Source organism: Hartmannibacter diazotrophicus (assembly GCF_900231165.1).
Classification (GTDB): Bacteria; Pseudomonadota; Alphaproteobacteria; order Rhizobiales; family Pleomorphomonadaceae; genus Hartmannibacter; species Hartmannibacter diazotrophicus.
Map to the genome: position 1 here is coordinate 1,090,057 of NZ_LT960614.1, position 22,632 is coordinate 1,112,688.

The 22,632-nt window shown below is 63.5% G+C and carries 18 protein-coding genes, 1 tRNA gene, 1 pseudogene and 1 riboswitch; of the genes and pseudogenes, 7 read left to right on the plus strand and 13 right to left on the minus strand.

The genetic code is table 11. The annotated features are described in order from the left end of the window. Nucleotides 1-43 precede the first annotated feature (43 nt). From thiC to thiE, 3 genes are read left to right on the plus strand one after another with little or no spacing between them, the layout of a single operon-like run. Nucleotides 44-1,846 carry a phosphomethylpyrimidine synthase ThiC gene (thiC, locus tag HDIA_RS05085; RefSeq protein ID WP_099554973.1) on the plus strand — a complete coding sequence of 601 codons (1,803 nt, stop codon included), beginning with the start codon at nt 44-46 and terminating at the stop codon, nt 1,844-1,846. Next, entirely contained in the window at nt 1,843-2,652 is an 810-nt protein-coding gene (thiM, locus tag HDIA_RS05090; RefSeq protein WP_099554975.1) for a hydroxyethylthiazole kinase, read from the plus strand. Before thiC ends, thiM begins: the two co-directional genes overlap by 4 nt. Continuing rightward, nucleotides 2,649-3,326, plus strand: a complete 678-nt coding sequence (gene thiE, locus HDIA_RS05095; protein ID WP_099554977.1) for a thiamine phosphate synthase — start codon at nt 2,649-2,651, stop codon at nt 3,324-3,326. Before thiM ends, thiE begins: the two co-directional genes overlap by 4 nt. Here the strand turns inward: thiE and HDIA_RS05100 are convergent. From HDIA_RS05100 to HDIA_RS05125, 6 genes are all read right to left on the minus strand, one after another. Then, nucleotides 3,323-3,778, minus strand: a complete 456-nt coding sequence (locus HDIA_RS05100) for an NUDIX hydrolase (RefSeq protein WP_099554979.1) — start codon at nt 3,776-3,778, stop codon at nt 3,323-3,325. The two genes, thiE and HDIA_RS05100, sit on opposite strands and share 4 nt — an antisense overlap. 30 nt (nt 3,779-3,808) lie before the next feature. Next, nucleotides 3,809-3,927: riboswitch (TPP riboswitch) on the minus strand. A gap of 278 nt (nt 3,928-4,205) precedes the next feature. Then, on the minus strand, nt 4,206-5,630 hold the full coding sequence (locus HDIA_RS05105) for a caspase family protein (protein WP_099554981.1): 1,425 nt from the start codon (nt 5,628-5,630) through the stop codon (nt 4,206-4,208). Nucleotides 5,631-5,650: 20 nt separating this feature from the next. Next, nucleotides 5,651-6,433 (minus strand): hypothetical protein, encoded by a 783-nt coding sequence (locus tag HDIA_RS05110; protein WP_099554983.1) that lies wholly within the window; start codon nt 6,431-6,433, stop codon nt 5,651-5,653. A 69-nt stretch (nt 6,434-6,502) separates the two neighbouring features. Next, nucleotides 6,503-7,339 carry a hypothetical protein gene (locus tag HDIA_RS05115; protein WP_099554985.1) on the minus strand — a complete coding sequence of 279 codons (837 nt, stop codon included), beginning with the start codon at nt 7,337-7,339 and terminating at the stop codon, nt 6,503-6,505. A 100-nt stretch (nt 7,340-7,439) separates the two neighbouring features. Further along, on the minus strand, nt 7,440-10,643 hold the full coding sequence (locus HDIA_RS05120; protein ID WP_099554987.1) for a hypothetical protein: 3,204 nt from the start codon (nt 10,641-10,643) through the stop codon (nt 7,440-7,442). 71 nt (nt 10,644-10,714) lie between these two features. After that, the gene (locus tag HDIA_RS05125; RefSeq protein WP_245884171.1) at nt 10,715-11,977 is read right to left on the minus strand and encodes a ferredoxin reductase family protein; all 1,263 of its coding nucleotides are present in this window, start codon (nt 11,975-11,977) and stop codon (nt 10,715-10,717) included. A 488-nt stretch (nt 11,978-12,465) separates the two neighbouring features. On the opposite strand from HDIA_RS05125, the gene HDIA_RS05130 reads away from it, so the two are divergent. Continuing rightward, nucleotides 12,466-12,981 (plus strand): OmpA family protein, encoded by a 516-nt coding sequence (locus tag HDIA_RS05130; protein WP_157775325.1) that lies wholly within the window; start codon nt 12,466-12,468, stop codon nt 12,979-12,981. A gap of 230 nt (nt 12,982-13,211) precedes the next feature. After that, nucleotides 13,212-15,047 (plus strand): ABC transporter ATP-binding protein/permease, encoded by a 1,836-nt coding sequence (locus tag HDIA_RS05135; RefSeq protein ID WP_162292610.1) that lies wholly within the window; start codon nt 13,212-13,214, stop codon nt 15,045-15,047. Between the two features lie 280 nt (nt 15,048-15,327). Here the strand turns inward: HDIA_RS05135 and mntR are convergent, their stop codons facing one another. The 3 genes from mntR to HDIA_RS05150 all read right to left on the minus strand — a co-directional run bounded on the left by mntR (nt 15,328) and on the right by HDIA_RS05150 (nt 18,599). Next, nucleotides 15,328-15,777: a manganese-binding transcriptional regulator MntR gene (mntR, locus tag HDIA_RS05140; protein WP_099554993.1), complete on the minus strand. Its 450-nt coding sequence runs from the start codon at nt 15,775-15,777 to the stop codon at nt 15,328-15,330. A gap of 99 nt (nt 15,778-15,876) precedes the next feature. Beyond that, nucleotides 15,877-17,187, minus strand: a complete 1,311-nt coding sequence (locus HDIA_RS05145; RefSeq protein ID WP_099554995.1) for an Nramp family divalent metal transporter — start codon at nt 17,185-17,187, stop codon at nt 15,877-15,879. Nucleotides 17,188-17,609: 422 nt separating this feature from the next. After that, entirely contained in the window at nt 17,610-18,599 is a 990-nt protein-coding gene (locus HDIA_RS05150; protein ID WP_099554996.1) for a zinc-dependent alcohol dehydrogenase family protein, read from the minus strand. A gap of 114 nt (nt 18,600-18,713) precedes the next feature. On the opposite strand from HDIA_RS05150, the gene HDIA_RS05155 reads away from it, so the two are divergent. Next, nucleotides 18,714-19,604 carry a LysR family transcriptional regulator gene (locus HDIA_RS05155; protein WP_099558713.1) on the plus strand — a complete coding sequence of 297 codons (891 nt, stop codon included), beginning with the start codon at nt 18,714-18,716 and terminating at the stop codon, nt 19,602-19,604. Between the two features lie 89 nt (nt 19,605-19,693). Here the strand turns inward: HDIA_RS05155 and HDIA_RS25815 are convergent, their stop codons facing one another. Together HDIA_RS25815 and HDIA_RS25820 are read right to left on the minus strand one after the other, a co-directional pair. Next, complete coding sequence (locus tag HDIA_RS25815) at nt 19,694-19,999, minus strand: tyrosine-type recombinase/integrase (protein WP_425432924.1); 306 nt, start codon at nt 19,997-19,999, stop codon at nt 19,694-19,696. Between the two features lie 17 nt (nt 20,000-20,016). After that, nucleotides 20,017-20,502 (minus strand): annotated as a pseudogene (locus HDIA_RS25820) (helix-turn-helix domain-containing protein); the annotation flags it as partial. 159 nt (nt 20,503-20,661) lie between these two features. Between HDIA_RS25820 and HDIA_RS05165 the strand changes: the two are divergent. Next, nucleotides 20,662-21,708 (plus strand): sulfotransferase family 2 domain-containing protein, encoded by a 1,047-nt coding sequence (locus tag HDIA_RS05165; RefSeq protein ID WP_099555000.1) that lies wholly within the window; start codon nt 20,662-20,664, stop codon nt 21,706-21,708. Nucleotides 21,709-21,765: 57 nt separating this feature from the next. On the opposite strand, the gene HDIA_RS05170 is transcribed toward HDIA_RS05165, so the two are convergent. Then, on the minus strand, nt 21,766-22,119 hold the full coding sequence (locus tag HDIA_RS05170; RefSeq protein ID WP_099555002.1) for a hypothetical protein: 354 nt from the start codon (nt 22,117-22,119) through the stop codon (nt 21,766-21,768). Nucleotides 22,120-22,223: 104 nt separating this feature from the next. Beyond that, nucleotides 22,224-22,299 (minus strand) — tRNA-Glu (locus HDIA_RS05175). Nucleotides 22,300-22,632 lie beyond the last annotated feature (333 nt).

The window sequence follows — 22,632 nt, forward strand, 5'->3', positions numbered from 1 at the left end:
GAGAACTGGGTCTCCACGCTTCGAGCACTGGAGGCTCCGACCGATGAAAGACCATTTCCCAACCGTCACCACGGGACCGCTGCCCGCCTCGCGCCGCGTTTGGCACCGAGGCGCGCTGCACGCCGATATTCGCGTGCCCATGCGCGAGATCGATCTTCACCCGACGGCTGGCGAACCGCCGGTGACCGTCTATGACAGTTCCGGTCCCTATACCGACCCGAAAGCCGGGATCGCCATCGAGCGCGGCCTGCCGCGCCTGCGCGAAGGCTGGGTTGCCGCGCGGAACGACACCGAGCGCTATGCGGGCCGGCATGTGAAGCCCGAGGACAACGGCTTTGCCGAGGGCACGCGACTGACGCCGGAGTTCCCCGTGCGGCACGAACCGAAGCGCGCGAAGCTTGGCCGGGCCGTCACGCAGATGGCCTATGCCCGTGCCGGGATCGTCACGCCGGAAATGGAATTCGTCGCCATCCGTGAAAATCTCGGCCGGCAGGCGGCAAGGCAGGCGCAGATCCGTGACGGCGAAGCCTTCGGCGCGGAGATCCCCGATTTCATCACGCCGGAATTCGTGCGGGACGAGGTGGCGAAGGGCAGGGCGATCATTCCCGCCAACATCAATCACCCGGAACTGGAGCCGATGGCGATCGGCCGGAATTTTCTCGTCAAGATCAACGCCAATATCGGCAACTCCGCCGTCACCTCCTCGATGGCCGAGGAGGTCGAGAAGATGGTCTGGGCGATCCGCTGGGGCGCGGATACGGTGATGGACCTCTCGACCGGGCGCAACATCCACAACATCCGCGACTGGATCATCCGCAACGCGCCCGTGCCCATCGGCACGGTGCCGCTCTACCAGGCGCTGGAGAAGGTCGGCGGCATCGCCGAGGACCTGTCCTGGGAGGTGTTTCGCGACACGCTGATCGAACAGGCCGAGCAGGGGGTGGACTATTTCACCATCCACGCCGGCGTGCGGCTGCACATGATCCCGATGACGGTCGACCGGGTGACGGGCATCGTCTCGCGCGGCGGCTCGATCATGGCCAAATGGTGCCTGCACCATCATCGCGAGAGCTTTCTCTACGAGCATTTCGACGAAATCTGCGACATCGCCCGCGCCTATGACGTCTCCTTTTCGCTCGGCGACGGCCTGCGGCCAGGATCGATCGCCGACGCCAACGACCGGGCACAGTTTGCCGAACTGGAGACACTCGGAGAACTCACGCAGATCGCCTGGGCGAAGGATTGCCAGGTGATGATCGAAGGTCCCGGCCATGTTCCCATGCACAAGATCAAGGCCAATATGGACAAGCAGCTCGCCGTGTGCGGCGAGGCGCCGTTCTATACGCTCGGGCCGCTGACCACCGACATCGCACCTGGCTACGATCACATCACCTCGGGCATCGGCGCGGCGATGATCGGCTGGTTCGGCACGGCGATGCTGTGCTACGTGACGCCCAAGGAACATCTCGGCCTGCCGGACCGCGACGATGTGAAGGTGGGCGTCATCACCTACAAGATTGCGGCCCATGCCGCCGATCTCGCCAAGGGCCATCCGGCGGCACGCATTCGCGACGACGCGCTCAGCCGGGCGCGGTTCGAGTTCCGCTGGGAGGACCAGTTCAACCTCTCGCTCGACCCGGAAACGGCCCGGTCGATGCATGACGAGACCCTGCCGAAGGAGGCGCACAAGGTGGCCCATTTCTGCTCCATGTGCGGGCCGAAATTCTGCTCGATGCGCATCTCCCACGATATTCGGGCCGAGGCCCAGAAGGAGGGCATGGCAGCGATGGCCGAGAAATTCCGCGAGGGCGGCGAGCTCTATCTGCCGCTGGAGGACGCACAATGACCGAGACACCCGGAACCCTTCTGGCCGCGCTCAGGGCCGAACCGCCGCTGGTGCAGTGCATCACCAACTATGTCGCCATGAACATCGCCGCCAACGTGCTCCTGGCGGCGGGGGCCAGTCCCGCCATGGTCGCCGACGCCGAGGAATCGGGCGAGTTCGCCCGCATCGCCGGGGCGCTGACGGTCAATATCGGCACGCTCTCGCCGCCCTTCGTCGATGGCGCGCGTGCCGCCATCGCCGGGGCAGAGGCGGCCGGACGGCCCTGGGTGCTCGACCCGGTGGCCTGTCAGGCGACGGCGTATCGTCGCCGCGTCTCGGCGGAGCTTGCTGCGCTGCGCCCGACGATCATCCGCGGCAATGCCTCCGAGATCCTGTCTCTCGCCGGCGAAGCCAGCCGGGGGCAGGGCGTTGACGGACGCGATCCCGTCGCCATGGCCGAGGATGGCGCCCGCCGGTTGGCACGCAAATACGCCAGCGTCGTCGTGGTGACCGGCGCTGTGGACTTTGTCACCGACGGCGTGCGTGCGGCGCGGGTCGAGGGCGGATCGCCCTTCATGCCGATGAACACCGCCATGGGCTGTTCCCTCACGTGCCTGTGCGGGGCCTATGCGGCCGTCGCTGGCGATCCCTTCGACGCAGCCATCGGGGCTTTGGCGCATTTCGCCGTGGCGGGCAGCCATGCGCATGAAGGCGCTGCCGGACCGGGGAGCTTTGCGCCACGCTTCCTGGACGCACTTCACGCCGTCACGCCTGAAAGGCTCGATGCCGAGGCATCGATCCAGAGTGTCGAAGAGGTCTCGGAATGAGATCTTTCGACCTGTCGCTCTATCTCGTGCTCGATCCCGGCCTTTGCGCCGGGATCGGCATGGTCGAGACGGCCCGCGCCGCCGTGGCCGGCGGCGCGACCATGGTGCAGCTTCGCGACAAGACGGGTGGCACGGCGCGAACGGTCGAGATCGGGCGGGCGTTGAAGGACGCGCTGGCCGGCACCGGCGCGCGGCTGATCGTCAATGACGATGTGGCGGCGGCTGTGGCGATCGGCGCTGATGGCGTTCATGTCGGACAGGGCGACATGGCCGTGGCCGAGGCGCGCGCCCGGATTGGGCCGGAGGCGATCCTTGGTCTCTCCGTCGAGACCCCCGAACTGGCCGCGGCGGCGGACCCGGCGCTCGTGGACTACATCGGCGCGGGCCCGGTCTTTGCCACACCGACCAAGCCGGACCACGAGCAGGCGGTGGGCTTTGATGGTCTCATCGCCCAGATCGCCGCCAGTTCCATCCCCGCTGTCGCCATCGGCGGTCTCAAGGTCCGGCATGTTGCGCCGGTCTTGGCCGCGGGAGCACGGGGCATCGCGGTGGTCTCGGCCATTTGCGGCCAGCCGGACCCGGAAGCGGCGGCGCGAGATCTTGCGAAGGAAATCGAAGCTGTCCGGTCGCGGCGTTCAGAAAATGGATCTCATCGGGCGTCGCTTGACCGCTAACCTCGTCCCGACGCGATGTCGGCGGCGAGGCGGACAACCTTGGCGACATCGAGACTGAGGGCAAGTCCGGTGTCGTCCAGTTCATCGAGGCGGAACCATCGCGCATCGAGGGCGTCGTCGCCGGCAACCGGTTCCCCGGCAATCCAGTCGCAGAGGACCGCAATCAGCACGAAATGCCGGCGAAGACCGCCGGTTTCGTCGCGATCGAACGCGTCCACCGCCGTGAAGACGCGGCGCGCTTGCCCACGGATCCCGGTTTCCTCGAAGAGTTCCCGCACGGCCGCTGCCTCTATCGGCTCGCCGGCTTCGATCTTGCCGCCCGGAAAGCCCCAGCGACCGGCATCCGGCGGATTGGCCCGGCGCACCAGAAGTATCCGTTCTTCATGGAAGACGGCGGCAATCGTGGCGGCGATTGGGAGAGCCTTGGCAATGGGCTGTGGTGATGCAGGCATGGTGGCCACTCAAGCGAGGCCGGCAAAGGCGTGAGGCGGTTAGACCTGTCCCTTCGCCGGCATGATCCGGATCAGGTTCAAAGGGTCACTGTGCTGCCGTCCGGCCAACAGTATCTCAGCCCCTTGGCGGGGCACCCCTCGGTAGTGCGAATTGTAGCAGACGCAATCGGGTGACGCTGCACCAAGCGCACCGGACCGCGTATCTCAATGCGGAGCGACCCGGCCAGGCGTTCCCCTCGGCAGCACCTCACATAGGGCATGCGCAGCGGATGCCGCGTTCTGCGATCGGAGCATCCTCAATTCGATGATCGCCGACTTTTCCGGGTGCGGAGCCTCTCCGGTTTTCTCCGCGTGACGGAGAGGCTCTCTGCCCTGATCTTGGCGCAAATCCGGACGGAGAACCTGCTCCCACTCTTCAGGATTTGCCCTAGTTCAGCTCGTAGTGGGGGATGATGTCGACGAGGCCGAGACTGTCCAGCGTTTCCAGTGTCGCGCCGTTTTTGCGCAACGACATTAGCGACTGGTAGGACCGGAGGGCGGCCTGCGTCTTGGCGCCGTAATCTCCGTCCAGCGGCCCCTTATAAAGCCCCTCTTTCTTGAGGCGTTCCTGCAGCGCCGTCGTTTCCGGCGCTTCGAAGAGCACGGAGAAATCGGCTGCCGCCAGCGAAATCCTGGCCGTCCGCGATCCGAGCGCCTTGGCCTTCTTGAGCAGCGCGACGCCTTCGGCGAAATCCTGGTCGATTCCCTGGCCGTTCACATACATGACGCCGAGACTGCTGGTTGCCGCCGGATAGCCAAGATCGGAGGACTGACGATACAACTTCACGGCCTCCTCGAAGCGTCCCTTGGCATCGAGCGCGCGGCCGAGATTATAGAGCAGGCGGGGATGCTTCGGATCGTCCTTCAGGGCCGCCTCGCAGGCGGGGATGGCCTTGTCCGCGTCGATCCGCTCGAAGTCGACGCCGGTCACGCCAATGGAGTTGAAGGGCGCTGCCGCCAGGAAATCGCATTCGGAGGGTTCGGGGACCCTGAAATAGACCTCGTTGGTCAGGCGCACGAGGTATTCCGGATGCTGCGTGTTGTCGGTTTCCTTGATCACCGAGGAGGCGATGTTGCGGAACATCTGGCCGATCTCGAGACCGGGTTTCTCGACATGCTCCAGAAAGGCGCGGGTGTAGGGGCTGTGCTCGCCCTCGCCGTCGGAGGCCGTCCGGCCCGACGAGGCGGCATAGGCGATCACGGAGCCGTAGACCTCGTCCTGCGCCTCCGTCTCGATCGTCTCCGGCCCGGAGATGTTGGCAAGGCCCGCATTGATGCTGCGTTTCGTGTCCGAGGTCTTGGCGATTTCCTGCGCGCTGACGAGGAAGGGGTTGTCGCGGCAGGCGTCGAGGATGGCGATGCGCACCGCCGCCTTCTCGTCCATCAGCTTCGTCAGTTCCTCCACGGCGAAGAGATAGCGGCCGAAATCCTCCGGTTCCTCGAACCTGGCATCGACGGGAATGATATAGTTCTTGCCGTCGACCTGGATCGAATGGCCGGCGTAATAGAGGACCGCGATGTCGGCGCCCTCAAGACTTGACCGGAACTTCGCAAGCGTAGCCTCAAGGTCATCCCGTGACGGATCGACTGTCTTGATCACCTCGAAGTCGAGACGGCCGAAGGCCGCCGCGACGGCTTCGGCGTCATTCTTCGGGTTGGGCAGGGCCGGCACGCTTTCATAGGCGCTGACGCCGATCACCAGCGCCAGCCGCTTCTGGTCGTCCTGGAAGGCCGACGATTTTGCCATGGCACCTTGCGAGGCGGCAAACGCCAGCACGAACAGCGCCGATACGAGGCAAAGAACGCGTTTCACCGAGGACCTCCCTTCCGTGCCTATTGCCACAACGGCCTGCAATAGTCGGCCTTGGCCGGCGCCTTCTTTGCACTCTTGGCCTGCTGTTTAGGCGTGGCCGGCGCGGCGCTGGCCGCTGGCGTATTGGGCGCCGCATCCACACGAACGGCGCTCGCGAGTTGAATGCGGCTCATTTGGGAGGATTTCGTCGGCGGTGCGATCACCAGATCGGCTTTCGCTCCATCCCAGCAACCATCTAGGGAAAGCTCCTTGGCGCAGAAATTCCTCCATTCCGCGTTGAGCCGGCAGCCTTGGAGTGGATGATATTTGGGATGGCATTCTTCCCAAACGTTGCCCTTTCCGTAGCATGAAGAGATTGCTTTCGCCGTCGCGACAGCATCGCTTCGGTCGATTTTCTGGCCATTGCGAATGTCATAAAGAAACCCACCGATCGGTGAGCTATTCTGCCACATTTCCTCAAGACTTTGGCCGGACTTTTCTACCAAGTATCGCTGCACCATCTCATAGTGCGGGCAGAATTGCGCGCATTCGGAATTCGAACCAGTAATGCCAATGAAATCACGAATTTTGTTCGGCTCGAAGCCGCGATCGAGAAGGATATCAATTGCTGTGATGAATTCCTGCTCCACATCGTCGTAGGCATAGGAGAGCGCCGACTGGCTGGCTGCCGGGTTCGCAGCGGCCTGCGATGTCGTCAGCGGCTGCGAGGCAGGCTTGTTGCCGGCCTGACAGGCCGCCAGAAGGGCCGCTGAAAAGAGCAATCCGAGCCAGCCGGAGGATCGTGTCTTGCCGACGATGCGCATGGTCCGTTGTTCCGTGTCGTGAAGAACGAGAAAACGCCGGGAGCCGCCAACGGCACCCGGCGCCGAGTGTCACTTGGGCAGAAGATATTCCCAGCCAAGGTCATGACAGATGGGCACCGTGCTCGCCTTCGCGACCTTCTTCGGCTTGGCCTTTACTGGCGTGGATGCCTTGGCCGGTTCGGATGCCGGCCCTGCGGGCGCCGCGTCCGACATCCTGTCGACGCGCGTGGCGCGGGCGAGCTGGATGCGGCTTTCCTGCGCCTTTGTCGTCGGGGGAACGATGACCATGTCGGACTTCGCTTCCGACCAGCAGGCGTCCATCGACGTCGCGAGGCTGCAGAATTTCTTCCAGTTCGCGTCGAGGCGGCAGGCCTGCGCATAGTTCCAGGGATCGTTCGGATCGGCGATCTTGTCCTTCGGCAGCATGATCGGATAGTGCGGATGATACTTCGGGCGGCAGCGCTCGTAGGGCTCGCCGCTGGCGTAGCAGGCCGGCAGCGACTTCGCGACCGCCACCGGATCGGTGTAGTCGTAGGCGCGGCCGGTGTTGATGTCGAAGATCAGCTCGCCGGTGAAGTCGAAGAATTCTCGCCGGTAGTTTGGCACCCGCTCGGCGAAATGCCGATACCAGCCTGTGTCCTCGCCGGGGCAATAGAGCAGCCGCGACGCAGTCTGCATGAAGCTTTCCGTGCGGCGCGGGGTGAAGCCGCGATCGAGCAGAACGTCGACGGTCTTGGTCAGCTTCGCATCGTTCTCGGGGCTGCAGTTGCTGATGAGGACCGGCTCTTCGGCATCTTCGTTGTCGACAACCTGCTGCGGCGGGGCCTGGGTCTGACAGGCCGCGATGGCGAGCGTCAAAAGCAGCGACAGGCCCCAGTGCGTCTTCGTTGTTCTCTTCGCAGCCATACCCAACCTTTCAATCTTCAGCTTTTCGGAAAATGACAGGGCTTCGCCGTCAGGCGGCACGGCGGACGATCCGCCGCGTCGCCGCAGCCGGCACCCGTCCTCAGTGGCGGTCCTTCACGTTGAAGGACACCATGTGGATGGCCGACCCGGCCGGCTCGGCGACCTGTTTCGGGGCGGCCTTCTTCGTGTTCTCGAACATCTTGATCGCCAGTCCGCGGCCCGGCGGCTGGTGCGAGGATTTGACGAGACGGCGCGCCTCCTCGGCGGACAGGCGATCATGGCCGAGCCCGCCTTCCTTGCAGTGAAGGAGAAGCGTCTCGTCATGGGCGGGCGTGTCGAACACGAGGGCGCCGACCGCGGGATTGGGAATGGTTCGCGGAACGCCGGGCTTGAGGAACGGCTCGCCGATCATCTCCTGCGGAATGACCTCGACGTTTCCGTCGGCCTCGACATAGAAGATCTGAAGTTCGCACGCCTTGTTGGCGACGACCTCGAAGGTGAGCTGCTCGTCCACGAACACGTCGGTGTTCCGGACGCGCAGGCTCAGCTTCAGCGCGCCCGACGCGCCGGGCTCCGTGTCGTACCCGTCGTCGCGATAGTCCGCGTCCTTGTAGTCGGGCAGCATGGCGACCGTTTCGGCCTCTTCATCGTGCTCGCCGCCGCGCAGCGGCTCCAGATCGAGCAGCGGCTTCACCAGGCGCGCGAACTGCTCTTCCACCTCGAAGCGGGGCACCTTCACGCCGCCCTTCGTCTGGTTGATCCAGTCGATGGCAAGGCTGCGGGCCATCGGGTCGCGGACCCGCTGGATGGCCTTTTCCAGATCGTCGACCGTCATCTCGAATTCGGCGGCGACCATGTCGGCGTCCATCTCGGCTTCGTAGAAGTCGGCAAACCAGGTGACGATCTCTTCCTTGCCGGGCCCGGAACGGCTCTTGATCGATCCGTCGGGCGCCACTTCCGTCGCGCCGATCTTTCCAAGGGCGTCGACGAAGAGGGCCCGGTCCTTGTCGTAGAGCCCGTCGAGCGTTTCCTGGTCGACATACATCTTCAAAAGAGTGTCACGCTGGGCGAGCGTGAAGAGCGACGACGCTTCGATGTGGCTGCGCAACTGGTCGCGCTTGGAGATGATGCCGTCGGAGTGACAGCTCATGCACGAGCGACCGTTGATGATGTCGATGCCCTTGCCGATCGGGCGCTGGCGGAAGGACACGATGGAGGTCGGTCCCCGGTCCAGGCGGTCGCCGGCGGCCGTCGAGAGGTAATAGCCCTGCAGGCCGTTCGGCAGCGTGAACAGCATCTCGCCGCCGTCGTGATGGAAGGACTCCAGCCTGTCCTGCAGCGGGCCGATATCGGGCGGTCCGTGGGGATGCAGCTTCAGGCTCTGCAGATCGCGGCTGCCGGCGAAGTCGTAGGACTTCCAGTAGTAGCCGCCCCGCGTCGTGTCGTGACGCTCAAGAAGGCGGTTATGGTCGGAGACGCCGGACGATCCTTCGTTGAAGGCCGCGCGCGCCACCTTGAGGTTGCGGATGTTCTCGGCGACATCGACGCCGAGCCTTGTCTCCAGATCCGCGATGTTGTCCGTCAGATCGAGGAGCATGTGGTACATTTCCGGCCGCGAGGCGTTGGCCATGAACCAGTCCGCGCGCATGATCGGCAGGTCCGTACCGGCGGACCGGGCCAGCGCCAGAAGCGAGGGATCGTTCGCCGGCGCATATCCATAGGGATAGTCGGCCGACAGCCTCTCCCATTGGCCGGCGTCCCATTTGAAATCGCGGATGTCGACGCGCAGTAGCAGGTCGCCCGAGCCGTCCACGGCATCGGGAACAATCAGGCGCTCTCCGAGGGAAACGGAATTCAGCAGCTTGCGGAAGCCGGCCCCGAAAAGATCGAGACGGCGCGCGAAGGCTTCGTCATCCTCGCAAGGGAAGACGCCGTTGTAGAGGCTGAGGAAGCTGAAATAGCGGATGAACGGGCGATCGCGCTCGTCGAGGGACGAGAGGTCCCGCAGCGCCTTTTCGGTCTCGTCGCGCCAGTTCCGGATCGGCCGGCTGCGCTCCGGCTCGGCCGGGGGCGCCGCCGCCGCGGAAACGTTGAGGCCGTCGATCCACGCACCGAGCGCCTCGACATCCTCGTCCGGGGGGCTGGCGCCATAGGGCATGCGGCCGCTGGCGACGCTCGTGTAGAGGAGCGACTTGGACCGGTCTCCCGGCGTCACGAAAGCGGGATTGCGCGCGATGGAGGCAAGGTCGCCGGCCGGGAAGCTTCCCTGTGCGCTCTCGCCAAGCCCATGGCAGTTGCGGCAGTAGCGGCCGACGAAATCGTCCGCCTTGACGGCCAGCCCGTCCGATGGGGCAGGGGCCCCGGCCGAGGCAAGCTTGCAGCTTGCCTGGTTGCTCATCTCGATCTTCTTGACCTCCTGCGGCTTGCCCGTCAGGTAGGCGAGCATGGCGCGGCGGTCGTCCTCGGTCAGGACCGAGAGGCCTTTGAGAAGATTGCGCTTCAGAGGCGAGGTGACGGGACTTTCCGAAAGCTTCTTGTGGTCGTCGATGAAGGCATCCGTGAAGAGGCCGGGATCGGCAAGGCCGGTCATGCGGCTCTTGGAGATGTCGGGCGCAAGCTCGCCGTCGATGCCCTTCTCGCCCGTCAGCGCGAGTTCCTGATCGAGGCCGTAGGTCAGCGTGCGCGGCGTATGGCATTCGCCGCATGCGCCGACAGTCTCGACCAGGTAGCGGCCGCGGCTCATCTGGGAGCCATCGCCCGGCTGGAAGGCCGGCGTCTCGAAGTTTCCGCGCTTCCAGAGCGCGATCGTGCTGTCCAGATTGTAGGGGAAGGACACTTCGTGCAGCGCCGAGGGCGCATCGGACGTCGGCAGGGTTTCGATGAAGGCCTTGATGTCGAGCACATCCTCCGGCTTCATCCCGGCATAGGCGGCATAGGGAAACACGGGGTAGTAGTTGCGGCCGTCGGGCGCGACGCCGTTGATGACCGCGTTCAGATAGTCCGCATTGCTCCAGCCGCCCGTTCCCCTGGAATCGGACGTGATGTTCGGAACGTGGAAGGTGCCGATGTAGCTCTCGATCTTCCGGCCGCCGGACAGAAGGTTCGTATCCTCGCCGGACGCATGGCACCCGACGCAGCCGGCGGCGTTGGCCATGTAGCGGCCGTTGTCGACGTTGGGCGCATAGGTGGCGAAGGCGTCCGCCCCGAAGAGGTCGCGGGCCTGAGCCGCCTCATTCGATGCGGTCAGCGCACACGCCGCAAACGCACTACACAGAAGTGCTGACGTCAGGCCGTGTCGGATCATTCGTGAGAATTTATCGGCAGGTTGCAAACGTCCCCCTCGGACGGTTCTGCGCACGGCGGTGCGCTTGCCCATCATCTGAATTCGAATTGTTCGTAGTGGATTTGCCGGGGAGCCTGGCCGAGCGCCTGGAGCCCCTTCAGAAGAGCCTTGCGCATGGCCGCCGGCCCGCAGAAATAGACGTCGGCGCTCTTCGGCTCCACGCCGGAGATGGCGACGAGATGTTCAGCCTTCAGCCGTCCCTGCTCCGACGAGCAATGCAGGGTGAAGCTGAAGTTGTCGAGGGCATCGGCCATCGCTTGCAGGGCGGCGGCCTCGATGGCCTCGCTCTTGTCCCTGATGCAGTGGACGAGATGAACGCGCCGCTCCGGCGCGTGCCGCAGGGCGTGCGCCATCGCCATGAACGGCGTGATGCCGATGCCTCCCGCAATCCAGATCTGCGCCGAAGCGCCTCGTTCGCTGCTGAACCGGCCATAGCCCCCCTCGAGCATGACCCTGTCGCCGACCTCGAGCGTTTCCCTCAGGCGCTTCGTGTAGTCGCCGAGCGGCTTGATCGCGAAGGTCAGGCTGCCGTCACTGCCGTCGCCGGCATGGCGGGCGATCGTGAAGGGGTGCGGTTCGCGCAATCCCGGTCTGGACGCGCTGAGGAAGGCGAACTGGCCGGGCCGGGCCTTGATCGGCTTGCCGACCGGCTCGACGGAGACCAGCGTGGCGGTCGGCACCCGCTCGATCGCCGTCACGCGGTAGGCACGCCGGCGCAGAAAGGAGCGAAACTGCGTGTAGACGAAGCTCGCGATCCCCAGAAGCGCGAAGGCATTCAGGTAGACGGCGAGCCAGGCGGTCCCATCGAACGGACGCTTGATGAAATTCAGATGAACCGCGATGAAGATGAAGAAGACGCCGATGAACCGGTGGGTCTGCCGCCAGAGGTGATAGGGAAATTCCTGGCGGATCTTCGGAATGCGCTTGACGATGCTGAGAAGAATGAGCGCGACGAGCCCGTAGAGACCGATTTCTCCGGCCTTTCCGGCCAGATCGTTGAGGCCTGTCGTCAGCACGCTGCCCTTGAAATTGGGCGTCACGACATAGTGCACCAGGATCAGCACGAGCGCGGCGATGCCAAGCTGCTTGTGCATCCGGTAGATCCGGTCCAGTCCGCCAAAGGCCGACTCCAGGAACATCGGCCGCGTCGCAAGGAACTGATTGAGGGACATCGCGACGAAAGCCGTCGCCGCCGAGGCGATCGAGAGCCAGGTCATCAGTCCCGTATGGCTGGCGGCAGGAACCGAGAGCACTGTCGCCAGAAGGCATAATCCGATGACTGAGAAACGTCCCACGCACAACTCCAGACTGAAACTCGAAGGACGAGCGTATTCATCCTCCCTCGCGCAAGCTGTCGCCGCGCGGGGTAGAAGCTGCTCGTTCCCAAAGCGTGCGCGAAGTCGCGCCCCCTCTTGAGGTTTCTACTATATCGCTTGTAAATAAACCATTATCCGGAATGGGATTTGGTGGCGAGCGCGTATATTGGTAAAGAGCCAGCCTATAGAAGATTTGGCGACGAGGTTCCGCGATGCCGCTTGAACGAGACAATCCGAAAGGTGGATCGGATATGCTTAGATCGACTGTGTTGGCGGTATAATTTTCCGCGGATTTTCGTCTTGTATGATCACTTGATGGGGCGTTCTTTATGATGTTCGGCGTTATGCTTGAAAAAATACGGCAAGCAAGAATCGGCCGTATTCTTGCGCTGGTCTTGATCGCAGGGTCCTTCACCGCAACTGCCGGCAAGGCGCAGTCCCTCAGCAGCGACGAAATCTTGCGGTCATTGAAGTCGAAGCCGGCATCGGGCACGCCGACCCGAAGCCTCGGCCAGAAGCCCGCCGCGCAAGGTGGCCTGAAATCGTCCGATTCCAACTACCTGAAGGAACTGCCGACGCGCGGCCTCAAGATCGAAATGAAGTCGCGGGTTGCCGAGATCATCGATCATGCGGATCTGCCGTCGATCGATATCGAGGTCCGGTTCGACTTCGATTCGGCGAAGATCCGCGACCAGTCGCTTCCCGACCTCGACGCTCTCGGCCGCGCGCTCTCCAGTCCGGAGCTGTCCGGCGCGCGCCTGCTCGTCAACGGCCATACCGACGCGCGCGGAGGCGAGGGCTACAATATGGAGTTGTCCGAGCGGCGGGCGGAGTCGGTGCGGGAATATCTCGTGTCCCACTACGGCATCTCCGGCAAGCGTCTGGTCGCGATCGGCTTTGGCGAAGAGCGCCTCAAGGATCGCCATGACCCCGAAGCCGCGGCGAACCGCCGGGTGGAGATCGTCAACGCCGGCGACATGTGAGACTGACCGCCGGCAGGCAGACCGCCATGACGGGTCAGCGGCGCAGGGGGGGCTCGTGTTCCTAGCGGTCTCGCATCCCCACTGATCCGCTTTGATCGCAAAAGCCCGCCCGGGACACCGGGCGGGCTTTTTGGTCGGCTCGTCACGCACGGCCCCTTGTGCCGGCATGGGCGAGGCGCTCGAATATGCTCTATGATCGGCGCCGTCGGAGACTGGAGTGGAGATCGGCGGTGCCGACAAACGAGGAAACCGCACCGCCAACCTCGGCCGGCGGCCCGCCTGGACCGGAAGGTCCGAGACACGGCGCCGACGAAGCGCCGGGCAGGCAGCAACCGGCAAGCGATCTCGCGCAGCACGTCAAGGCATTCGTCGCAACCGTTCGCAAGGCAGCGAACCGTCGCCGCGTCTATCTGCTGATTGCTGCCGTTGTCGTCGTCGTCGGGGCCACGACCATCGGCCAGATCCGCCTCAACGCCTGGCAGCGCGACTTCTATGACGCCCTGAACGACCGCCATCTCGAGGCGCTCCTCACCCAGACCGGCGTCTTCGTCGCGATCGTCGCGGTGCTGTTGGCGCTGGGCGTCGCCCAGACCTGGCTGCGCGAGATCCTGAAGATCAACCTGCGCGATGCCGTCAGCAGCGACATTCTGGACGAATGGCTTCAGCCGCGCCGCGCCTACCAGTTGACCTGGGCCGGCGACGTTGGCCGGCATCCGGACCAGCGGATTCAGGAGGACAGCCGGCATCTGTGCGAGCTTTGTGCCGATCTCGGCATCGGCCTTTTGCAGTCCGCCCTGCTGCTCGTCAGTTTCGTTGGCGTGCTCTGGGTGCTGTCGGAACACGTCGTTTTGGTCATCGGCGGCAGGTCGCTGCAGGTTCCAGGCTACATGGTCTGGTGCGCTCTCGCTTATGCGATCGCGGGCTCGTGGGCGACATGGCGTGTCGGCCGGCCGCTCATCGCCCTCAACGCGGAACGCTACGCCCGCGAAGCCGATTTCCGGTTTTCCCTCGTGCATGTGGATGAATCCGCCGAGGCGATCGGCCTTTACGGCGGCGAACGGGAAGCCCGCATCGAGACGGGAACAGCGCTCGTCCCGGTTCTGGCGGTCATGCGCCGGCTCGCCCGGGGCCTTGCCAACCTGACATGGGTGACCGCCGGCTACGGCTGGCTGACGCTGGTCGTGCCGATCATCGTCGCCGCGCCGGGCTATTTCAACGGCACCCTGTCCTTCGGTCAGTTGATGATGGTCACCGGCGCCTTTTTCCAGGTGCAGCAGTCGCTGCGCTGGTTCGTTGACAATTTCTCCACCATTGCCGACTGGCGTGCCACGCTGCTTCGCGTCATGTCCCTGCGTCTGGCATTGCCCGCGCTCGAAGCCGACGGCGACCGGGCGAGCCGCATTGAATTCGGGCGACACCCGGCGGGGACTCTGATGCTCGACACGCTCGAGGTGGCATTGCCGGACAAGCGCGTCCGCCTGAAAGAACAATGCGTCGAGATGGCCCCCGGCGACCGGCTGGTGATCATCGGCGCGCCGGGCAGCGGCAAGTCGATGCTGTTTCGCGCGGTCGCGGGTCTGTGGCCCTGGGGCAGCGGACGCGTGCTGCTGCCGCAGCCGGAGGCGTTGCTCTTCCTGCCCAACCAGCCCTATCTGCCGCTCGGTACCCTGCGCGAGGCGGTGGCCTTTCCCTTCTCCGTCCAGCATTGCCCGGACGCGGAGATCAGAAGCGCGATCGAGCGGGTCGGGCTCGGCCACCTGCTGGCGAAACTCGACGTTCGCCAGCGCTGGGACAAGGAGCTTCGCATCGACGAGCAGCAGCGGCTGGCCTTCGCTCGCCTTCTCGTCCATCGCCCGAAATGGGTGATCATGGATGACCCGCTGAGTGCCGTCGATCACACCGAACGAACCGAACTCTGCGGTGTCCTGAACCATGAGTTGGCCGGATCCGCCGTGATCGCCATCGGTCGCTCGGCGGCGGCCGCTCCGGGGCTGGACCGGGTCGTCGAGCTTGTCGAGATGCCGGATGGCGACGTCTTCCGTCCTCCCATGACCGCCGTCACTTGACGCCAACCGCTGAGGAGATCGACGTCCGGTTTGCCGGCGATCCGCCGCGCGCCGCCGGAGCCGATGCGATGACAAGCCCAGATTGATCGGAATCAACGCTCTTTGTCAGCGATGAGCGACTTCCGCATGCCCTCATTCGGGGCGGACATGGACTGGGGCACCGTCGCCGAGTGGCTGAAGCAGCCCGGTGACGGCGTGAAGCGCGGCCGGCTAGCGGCCCATTACGTCAGATCGAGTTCGGGTCGGTCGGTGGTCGGACAGGAGGGCGGACCGGGCCTCCTCACCCTTTCTGCAGAAACCGCTCGAAGGCCTCCAGCGTCTTTTCGCTGACGTGATGCTCGATGCCCTCGGCATCGTTCCTCGCCGTATCCGGGTCCACGCCAAGACGGCGAAGGACGGCCTCGACAATCTCGTGCCGTCGGCGCGTGGTGGCCGCCAGCCGCTGTCCTTCCTCGGTCAGGAAGACGCCGCGATAGGGCCGCTGCGTGATCAGGTTTTCCTCGACGAGCCTTTTCAGCATCTTGGCGACCGTCGGCTGGGTAACGCCAAGGCGCTGGGCGATGTCGGTCTGGCGCGCCTCGCCGGTGTGCTCGATGAGGTCGGCGATCAGCTCGACATAGTCCTCCATCAGCTCGGTTCGCCGGGCGTCGCGGCTTTTCTGGAAGGCTTCGGCATGTGTCTCGACTTCGGTCGAGGCCAACCGGCATTCGGGAGAAGCGGGCGGTTTCATCGGAACGGCAACCTTCGGAGCGACCAGGAACTGTGCGATAACGTTTAGCCGAGACTATACTTAATTCACCGACCCCATGAAACGCTGCGGGCCTTGTTGTCAACCGGCGCCGAGACCCGGAATGGGAATACCGAAGGTCTGGGCCAGCAGGACGACATTGAGACACAGGATGACGGCCGCACCGACGATCGCGGCGACATCGGTCAGCCGACCGTTGGCAAAGTCGCCCATGATGGCGCGATTGCGGGTGAAGAGGACGAGGGCGACCATCGGGATCGGCAGGGCGAAGGACAGGACAACCTGGCTATAGACCAGCGCGTCCGTCGTATCAGCGCCCATCAGGACGACCGCGAAGGCCGGCAGCATCGTCACAAGGCGGCGGATCAGGATCGGAATGCGGAAGCCGACGAAGCCCTGCATGATCATCTGTCCCGCCATGGTGCCGACGGTGGACGACGAAATGCCGGAGGCCATCAGCGACACGAGGAAGACGGCGGCGGCAGCCCCGCCGAGCAGCGGCGTCAGGGTGTGATACGCCGTCTCGATTTCCGCGACTTCCGCATGACCGGCGTGAAAGGCGGCCGACGCCATGATCACCATGGCCATGTTGACCGCGCCGGCAACTGCGAGCGCGATGACGCACTCGATGTTGGAAAAGCGCACGAGCTTGCGGCGTTCCGAGGCATCCCGGCCCGGTGCACGGTGCTGCGTCAGGCCCGAGTGCAGGTAGACCGCGTGGGGCATGACGGTCGCGCCGATGATGCCGACGGAAATCGTCAGGGCGGTCGCGTCCGGCATCGACGGCGTGATGAGGCCAAGGCCGGCCGCGCCCCAGTCGACCGGGGCGATGAACATCTCGATGACGTAGCAAAGGCCGATCACGGCGACGAGCCCGCCGATGATCAGTTCCATCGGGCGAAAGCCGCGGCCCTCGAAGAGCAGGATGCCGTAGGTGATGACGGCCGTTACGCCCATGCCCGCGATTAGCGGCATGTCGAAGAGCAGGGAAAGGCCAATCGCTCCGCCGAGGAACTCGGCGAGATCCGTTGCCATCGCAGCGATCTCGCTGATGACCCACATCGTGTAGCGGACCGGCGCGGAAAACTGGTCGCGGCACATCTCGGCCAGATTGCGTCCGGTGACGATGCCGAGCTTGGCCGAGAGCGACTGGAACAGCATGGCGATCAGGTTCGCCATGAGCACGACCCAGAGCAGCGAATAGCCGTAGCCGGAACCGGCCTGGATGTTCGTCGCGAAGTTGCCCGGATCCATGTAGGCGATGGAGGCGATGACGGCCGGCCCGGCAAAGAGCAGGATCGATCGCGGGCCGCCGCGCCGCCCCGCCAGAACCTCTCGGATTTGGGCATCGGTCCGTTCCGACAGGCTCGGCCTCATCATGGTCTCCGCCATTGCACAGCTCCCGCTTATCGGGTGAAATATAGCAATAGCTATATTCATGTCAATCAGCCATGAATAGAAGAAAATGCTAATAATCTGTGCAGGAGAAGGCTATTCGAGAGGCATGCCCCGGGCCTGTCGAATACGCCCGTCGGCCGGCCGGATGCCGCTGTCACGCCTGAGCAAAAGGAGCGGCTGTCTTCCGGGGGAGGGGCCGGAAGACAGCCGCTTGAGGGACAGCGGACGAGGCAACATCGCCGTCCCGGATGTGCGGCCAGGGGAGGGACCGACATCGTGGCTGACAGGGAGGAGATCAGCCAGTTCTCTTGAACGTCTTCAAGGTAGGAGAAGGCCCCGCCTGCTTCTTGTCGAAATCTGCGTTCGCGGAATTCTTCAAAAAATCGCGGGAGCGGAGGACAAGGCCGGTCGGAGGCTCAGGCGATATCGACGACGACCTTGCCGGTCGCCTGCCTGTCCTCGATCAGCTTGTGGGCCGCAAGAGCCGTTTTCAGGGTGAAGCTTCTCGGGTCGAGCCGCGGCATCAGCTTGCCCGCTTCGGCGAGGCGCGTTGCTTCGCGCATGATCTCGCCGTGGTGTTCGCGGCCCTCGCCGGTGAGAAGCGGGATCAGCGTGAAGACGCCGGAGTAGCTGGCCGCCTTGAAGGAAAGGGGCGCGAGGGCATGGGTCCCCCAGCCGAGACTCGAGACGACATGCCCGAAGCGGGCGACGACCTGGAAGGCCGTATCCAGTCCTCCGCCGCCAATGGTGTCGTAAACGACGTCGAACCCCTTGCCTTCCGTGTAGCGGGCGACATAGTCCCCGGCTGTCTCGGCTGCGTGGTCGATCGCCATGGCACCAAGGCTTCTGATGTAGTCGGCCTTGCCGGCGGAATCGACCGCATAGACGTCGGCGCCGAAGGATCTGGCGATCTGGACCGCGACGTGGCCGACCCCGCCGCCACCGCCGATGACGAGCACCTTCTGGCCGGCGCTGACCTTGACGCGGTCGACGAGTCCCTCCCAGGCGGTGATGAAGACGAGCGGCAGGGCGGCGGCCTCCCGCATGGAAAGATGTGTCGGCTTGGGCGCCAGCAGGCGGGCGTCGACCGCGGCGAATTCGGCGAGGGATCCCTGGTGGCCGCCGACACCGCCAGTCATTCCGTAGACCTCGTCGCCATGGCGAAAGCCTGTGACACCGTCGCCGACACTCTCGACAACGCCGGCAAGGTCGATGCCGAGGACCGCCGGTAGCGGTTGTTTCGCGTGTGCCGCCGCGCCGGCGCGGATCTTCGTGTCCAGAGGATTGACCCCGCTGGCCTTGATGCGCACGAGAACCTCGCCTGGGCTGGGCGCCGGGCGTTCGATGTCGGCAAGGCGGAACGGCCCGTTGGCGGTTTCCAGGATGGCTGCTGTCATGGTTGGCATGAGTGTGTCTCCTTCTGTTTGGATGACAGGAGACTGATCCATTTGAATTTGTATGGAAGTCATATAAAATACATGAAGATCATACATATTTGCATGGAGAGGATCGTGCCGCCCATGGAATGGAGCGACGTCCGGCTGTTCCTGGCGATCGCGCGGGAAGGCACCCTGGGTGCGGCGGCGCGCAGCCTCGGGCTGACCCAGCCGACCATGGGCCGGCGCCTGAAGGCGCTCGAGACCTCCATTGGTCATAGCCTCTTTCAACGCACCAGCGATGGCTTCGTGCTGACCGACGAGGGCGCGGTAGTCATGGCCCATGCCGAGCGCATGGAGGACGAGGTAACCGGCATGCTGCGGCAGCTTTCCGGCAGCCAGCGGGAGCTTGACGGCCTCCTCAGGGTCTCATGCTCGGACTGGTTCGGCGTGCACGTGCTCTCTCCGCTGCTGGCGGGCTTTGCAAGACAGTATCCGCGCGTTGTCGTGGAGCTCTTGACCGACCAGCGCCTTCTCAACCTCTCGCGCCGCGAAGCCGATCTCGTCTTCCGCATCCAGCCCTTCACGGAACCGGACGTGGTCTCCCGCAAGCTGGTGGACATCGACTACGGTCTTTATGCGCCGGCGGGCATCGCCGAGCCGGTCTATGGCGACGGGGAGGGCGTTTGCCTCGTCACGATGGACGAAGCCTTCAGCGACATGCCGGATGTCGCGTGGCTGCGCGAGACGCTGCCCCATGCGCGGATCGCCATGCGCAGCAACAGCCGGGATGTGCAGGCCGCGCTCTGCCGCGGTGGCGTCGGCCTTGCGGTCCTGCCGCGCCCGCTCGGTGACGGTATGGACGGCCTTCGGCGGCTTGTCCCTCCGCTCCCGCCGCCGGCACGGACGACCTGGGTCGGCTATCACCGCGATCTCAGGCGTCTGCCAAGGCTGAGAGCACTGCTCGATCTGGTCGTCGCCGAGATCGGCCAGATACGCGCCGTCAAGGACGGGCACAGGCCGATTGAAGACTGAGGAGGATTTGGTACTCCCAAGGGGAGTGGGTTAAATATTTAAAATCGATCGCTTACACACAGGTTAGCCAGGGCGGTTAGCCAAACCGGTTATCCACGTGCAAACAGGTTCACAACCTTCTCTTTCGCGTCGACGGAAAGCAGCAGAGAGTCAGCTTCGCGCGAGTAGAGTTCGGCATGCTCGATATCGTCGTGTCCAAGGATCGCCATCGCCTGCCGGCTGGTGGCTCCGGCATCGGCCATGCGTTGGCCCAAGGTCTTGCGCAGATCATGCAGGATGCATCCAGGCTCAAGTCCGGCGGCCCGTGTCCAGTCGGCCATGCGACCTGTCAGAGACTTCTCCGAGAATGGCTTGCCGTAGGAGGTGACGAGGATCGTCTCGGCGTCCGTTCGCACGATCGCGTCGATGGCTGCTGTGAGCGGCGGATCTTCTCGCCCCCGTTTCCTTTGAACGTCAGGAATTTGACGTCCATCTGGATATGGTGGCCCGGCACCTGTTTGGAGTATCGCTTCGTGTGCACCTTCAGCAGCCGGGTCCCACGCGGCAGCCGGTTCAAGCCATGGCGCTTGAGGATCCGGGAGACCGTTGCCTCTGAGAGATTGATGCCGTGGTAGCGCGCCAATTACCAGACGATCCGCATCGGGCCGAGGTGGTATTTGCTGCGGAGATGGAGGACCTTCTCCTCGATTGCGACCGGCGTCCAATTGGCACGCCATTTTGGAATTGGTGGCCGGTTCACCAGACCGGCCCCACCGTCCTTGCGCTAAGCCTCGCGCCATCGGTAGACGCTGCTGAGGGCAATGCCAAAATATCGACAGGTCTTCGCGACATGACCAGTCTCTTCGGCGTGTTGCAGAATACGAAGCTTGCGCGCGATCTCGTGTTGATCCTTGCCCATGAACACCTCCGTCGCTGCAGAAAATTGAGCTTATCGGAGATGTCCCGCGAGTGCCGGCATATCTACAATCCAAGGTCTGGAGACCCGCTGAGCCATATGATAGGAAAAGTGGTCTGGTCGTTTAGCTAGTTTGGCGAACGGGAGCGGGAGATACGGGGCGTGATCGGCAGTAAAAAACAACATGGCCATTTGGATAGGCTAGACGGTGCGGTTGCGGTGGGGTGGGCTATTGACCCGGAGTATCATGACCGGATGCCGAACATCTTCGCGATGGCGGACGGGGCGGTAATTGGGAGTGTACAGCCGTACATCTACCGCGGCGACGTGCAGAAGGTAAAAGGACGAGACGGAGTATTTGGCTTCAGCTACAGGTTGCCGGAGTCTGTTTTAGCGGGCGCTAACAGCATTTATTTTCTCTTGGAAACTGGAAAAATGCTGGTGAACGGAGCGGTCAAAGGCGACCCCACGCCATTTTTGGTGCAAGGGGGAAATTCACTCTTAGGCACCAATTTGATCAGTCTACATATTCCGAAGTCCGGTGGCAGCTCATTAGGTGTCGCGTTGCAGGCCCGTTTTGGGCGCTCTCTGTACGTCATCCCCCCCGGAGCAGAACGGCGCGGATTGCCTAATCTACCAGTCGCACAAATGGCACAGATGCAATGCGTTCATGGACACATCGCCTACGGGTGCGATCGGCTTCTCCCAGGGAATTGGACATACGCAACGGTTTTGAGGGATCCGGTATCGAGGGTGCTATCTCACTACCGGTTCGCTCTCCAGATGTCCCAAAACTTGCCCCCGATCAGGGAGGCATTAGAAACGACTCTCAACGGTGATTTTGACAATCTCATCACACGATATTTGAGCGGGCTGCTGAAGAAAGTCCCTCTAGGCAAACTTGATAACGATGCGGTTGAGTTGGCGATAGCCAATGTCGAGAGGGATTTCTCATTTGTCGGCTTCCTTGACGATGGACCTGATCTTGATGCGGCTCTAGGCCAACTTCTTGGGGCGGGCGACATACGCTTGGGGGAGGTAAACGTCGGTACGAATCGGTCGGTGCAGTTCTCAGAGAATGATATTGCGGCCGTCCGACACCATAATCGCTTTGACATTGCTCTTTACGACAGGCTTCGAGCCGCCAGCATCGCCAAGAAAACTGCCGCATCGGGCAGTGCTGACCTACTGCACCATCATCCGCAATAGGACCCCCGTTCTCATAGTCTCGGATGGGATGGAAAATCTACTCGTTGCCTTTTTCCTTTATCTATACGTCACACTCCGGTTGGCAATCATGGCGATCTGCGCCCTGATCGAGGCTGCCATCACTGCCCAGGCGGCCCTCTCTTTCAACTCGCGGGCCTTCGCCCTGTGTTCATTTAGGGAAGAATGTGATCGGGAACTCTGCGGGTTTTCCTTCAACCACGCTTTCTCATAGTCGGCGATCGCTATCGGGACCGAGATGCTGCTGCCGCCGAGCTTGAACTCGCAGAGGTTGCTTTCGGCTTCATCGTCGACCATGAAGCCAACGGCCCTTGCGCCGGCACTGCGAAGCGTGTCGTAAATTTCCTTCTCGCGTGCATGGCCGGCTTTCGATTCTGAACAGGGTAGGGCCATCAGAAATCTCCTTCATCACAGGATCCCGGGTAGCCAAGAAACGGGAACATACGAGAACAGGTTTGAATAGCCTGATCTTGTAAGTGATTGATGTATGGAGATTTTGGTACTCCCAAGGGGACTCGAACCCCTGTTTTCGCCGTGAGAGGGCGACGTCCTGGACCGCTAGACGATGGGAGCGCGGGCGCAATCAGCGCTGAAGTGGGCGCGGTATAACCGCCGTGGGAGCCGAACGCAAGAGCCAATTGCAGCGTCGGCCAGAAATCATCCTGTCGCGGCAGGGACGACCGGCTTCCGGCCTCTTCCGTCCCCGGCATCCCCTGTCGGCGCGCGCGGGCATCATACCGATGTATGAGGCCGACCTACGAAAGACTGTCGCCGGAACGCCGCCTGTATGATCGCGCGGTGGCGGTTTTCCCGCCATTCTTTTCCTTGTTGAAACAGTCGTGCCGGGGTCGGATCGGGATGATCCGTTGCTGCGTACGTGTGTTGAATCGAGAGCGGCGAGGATAT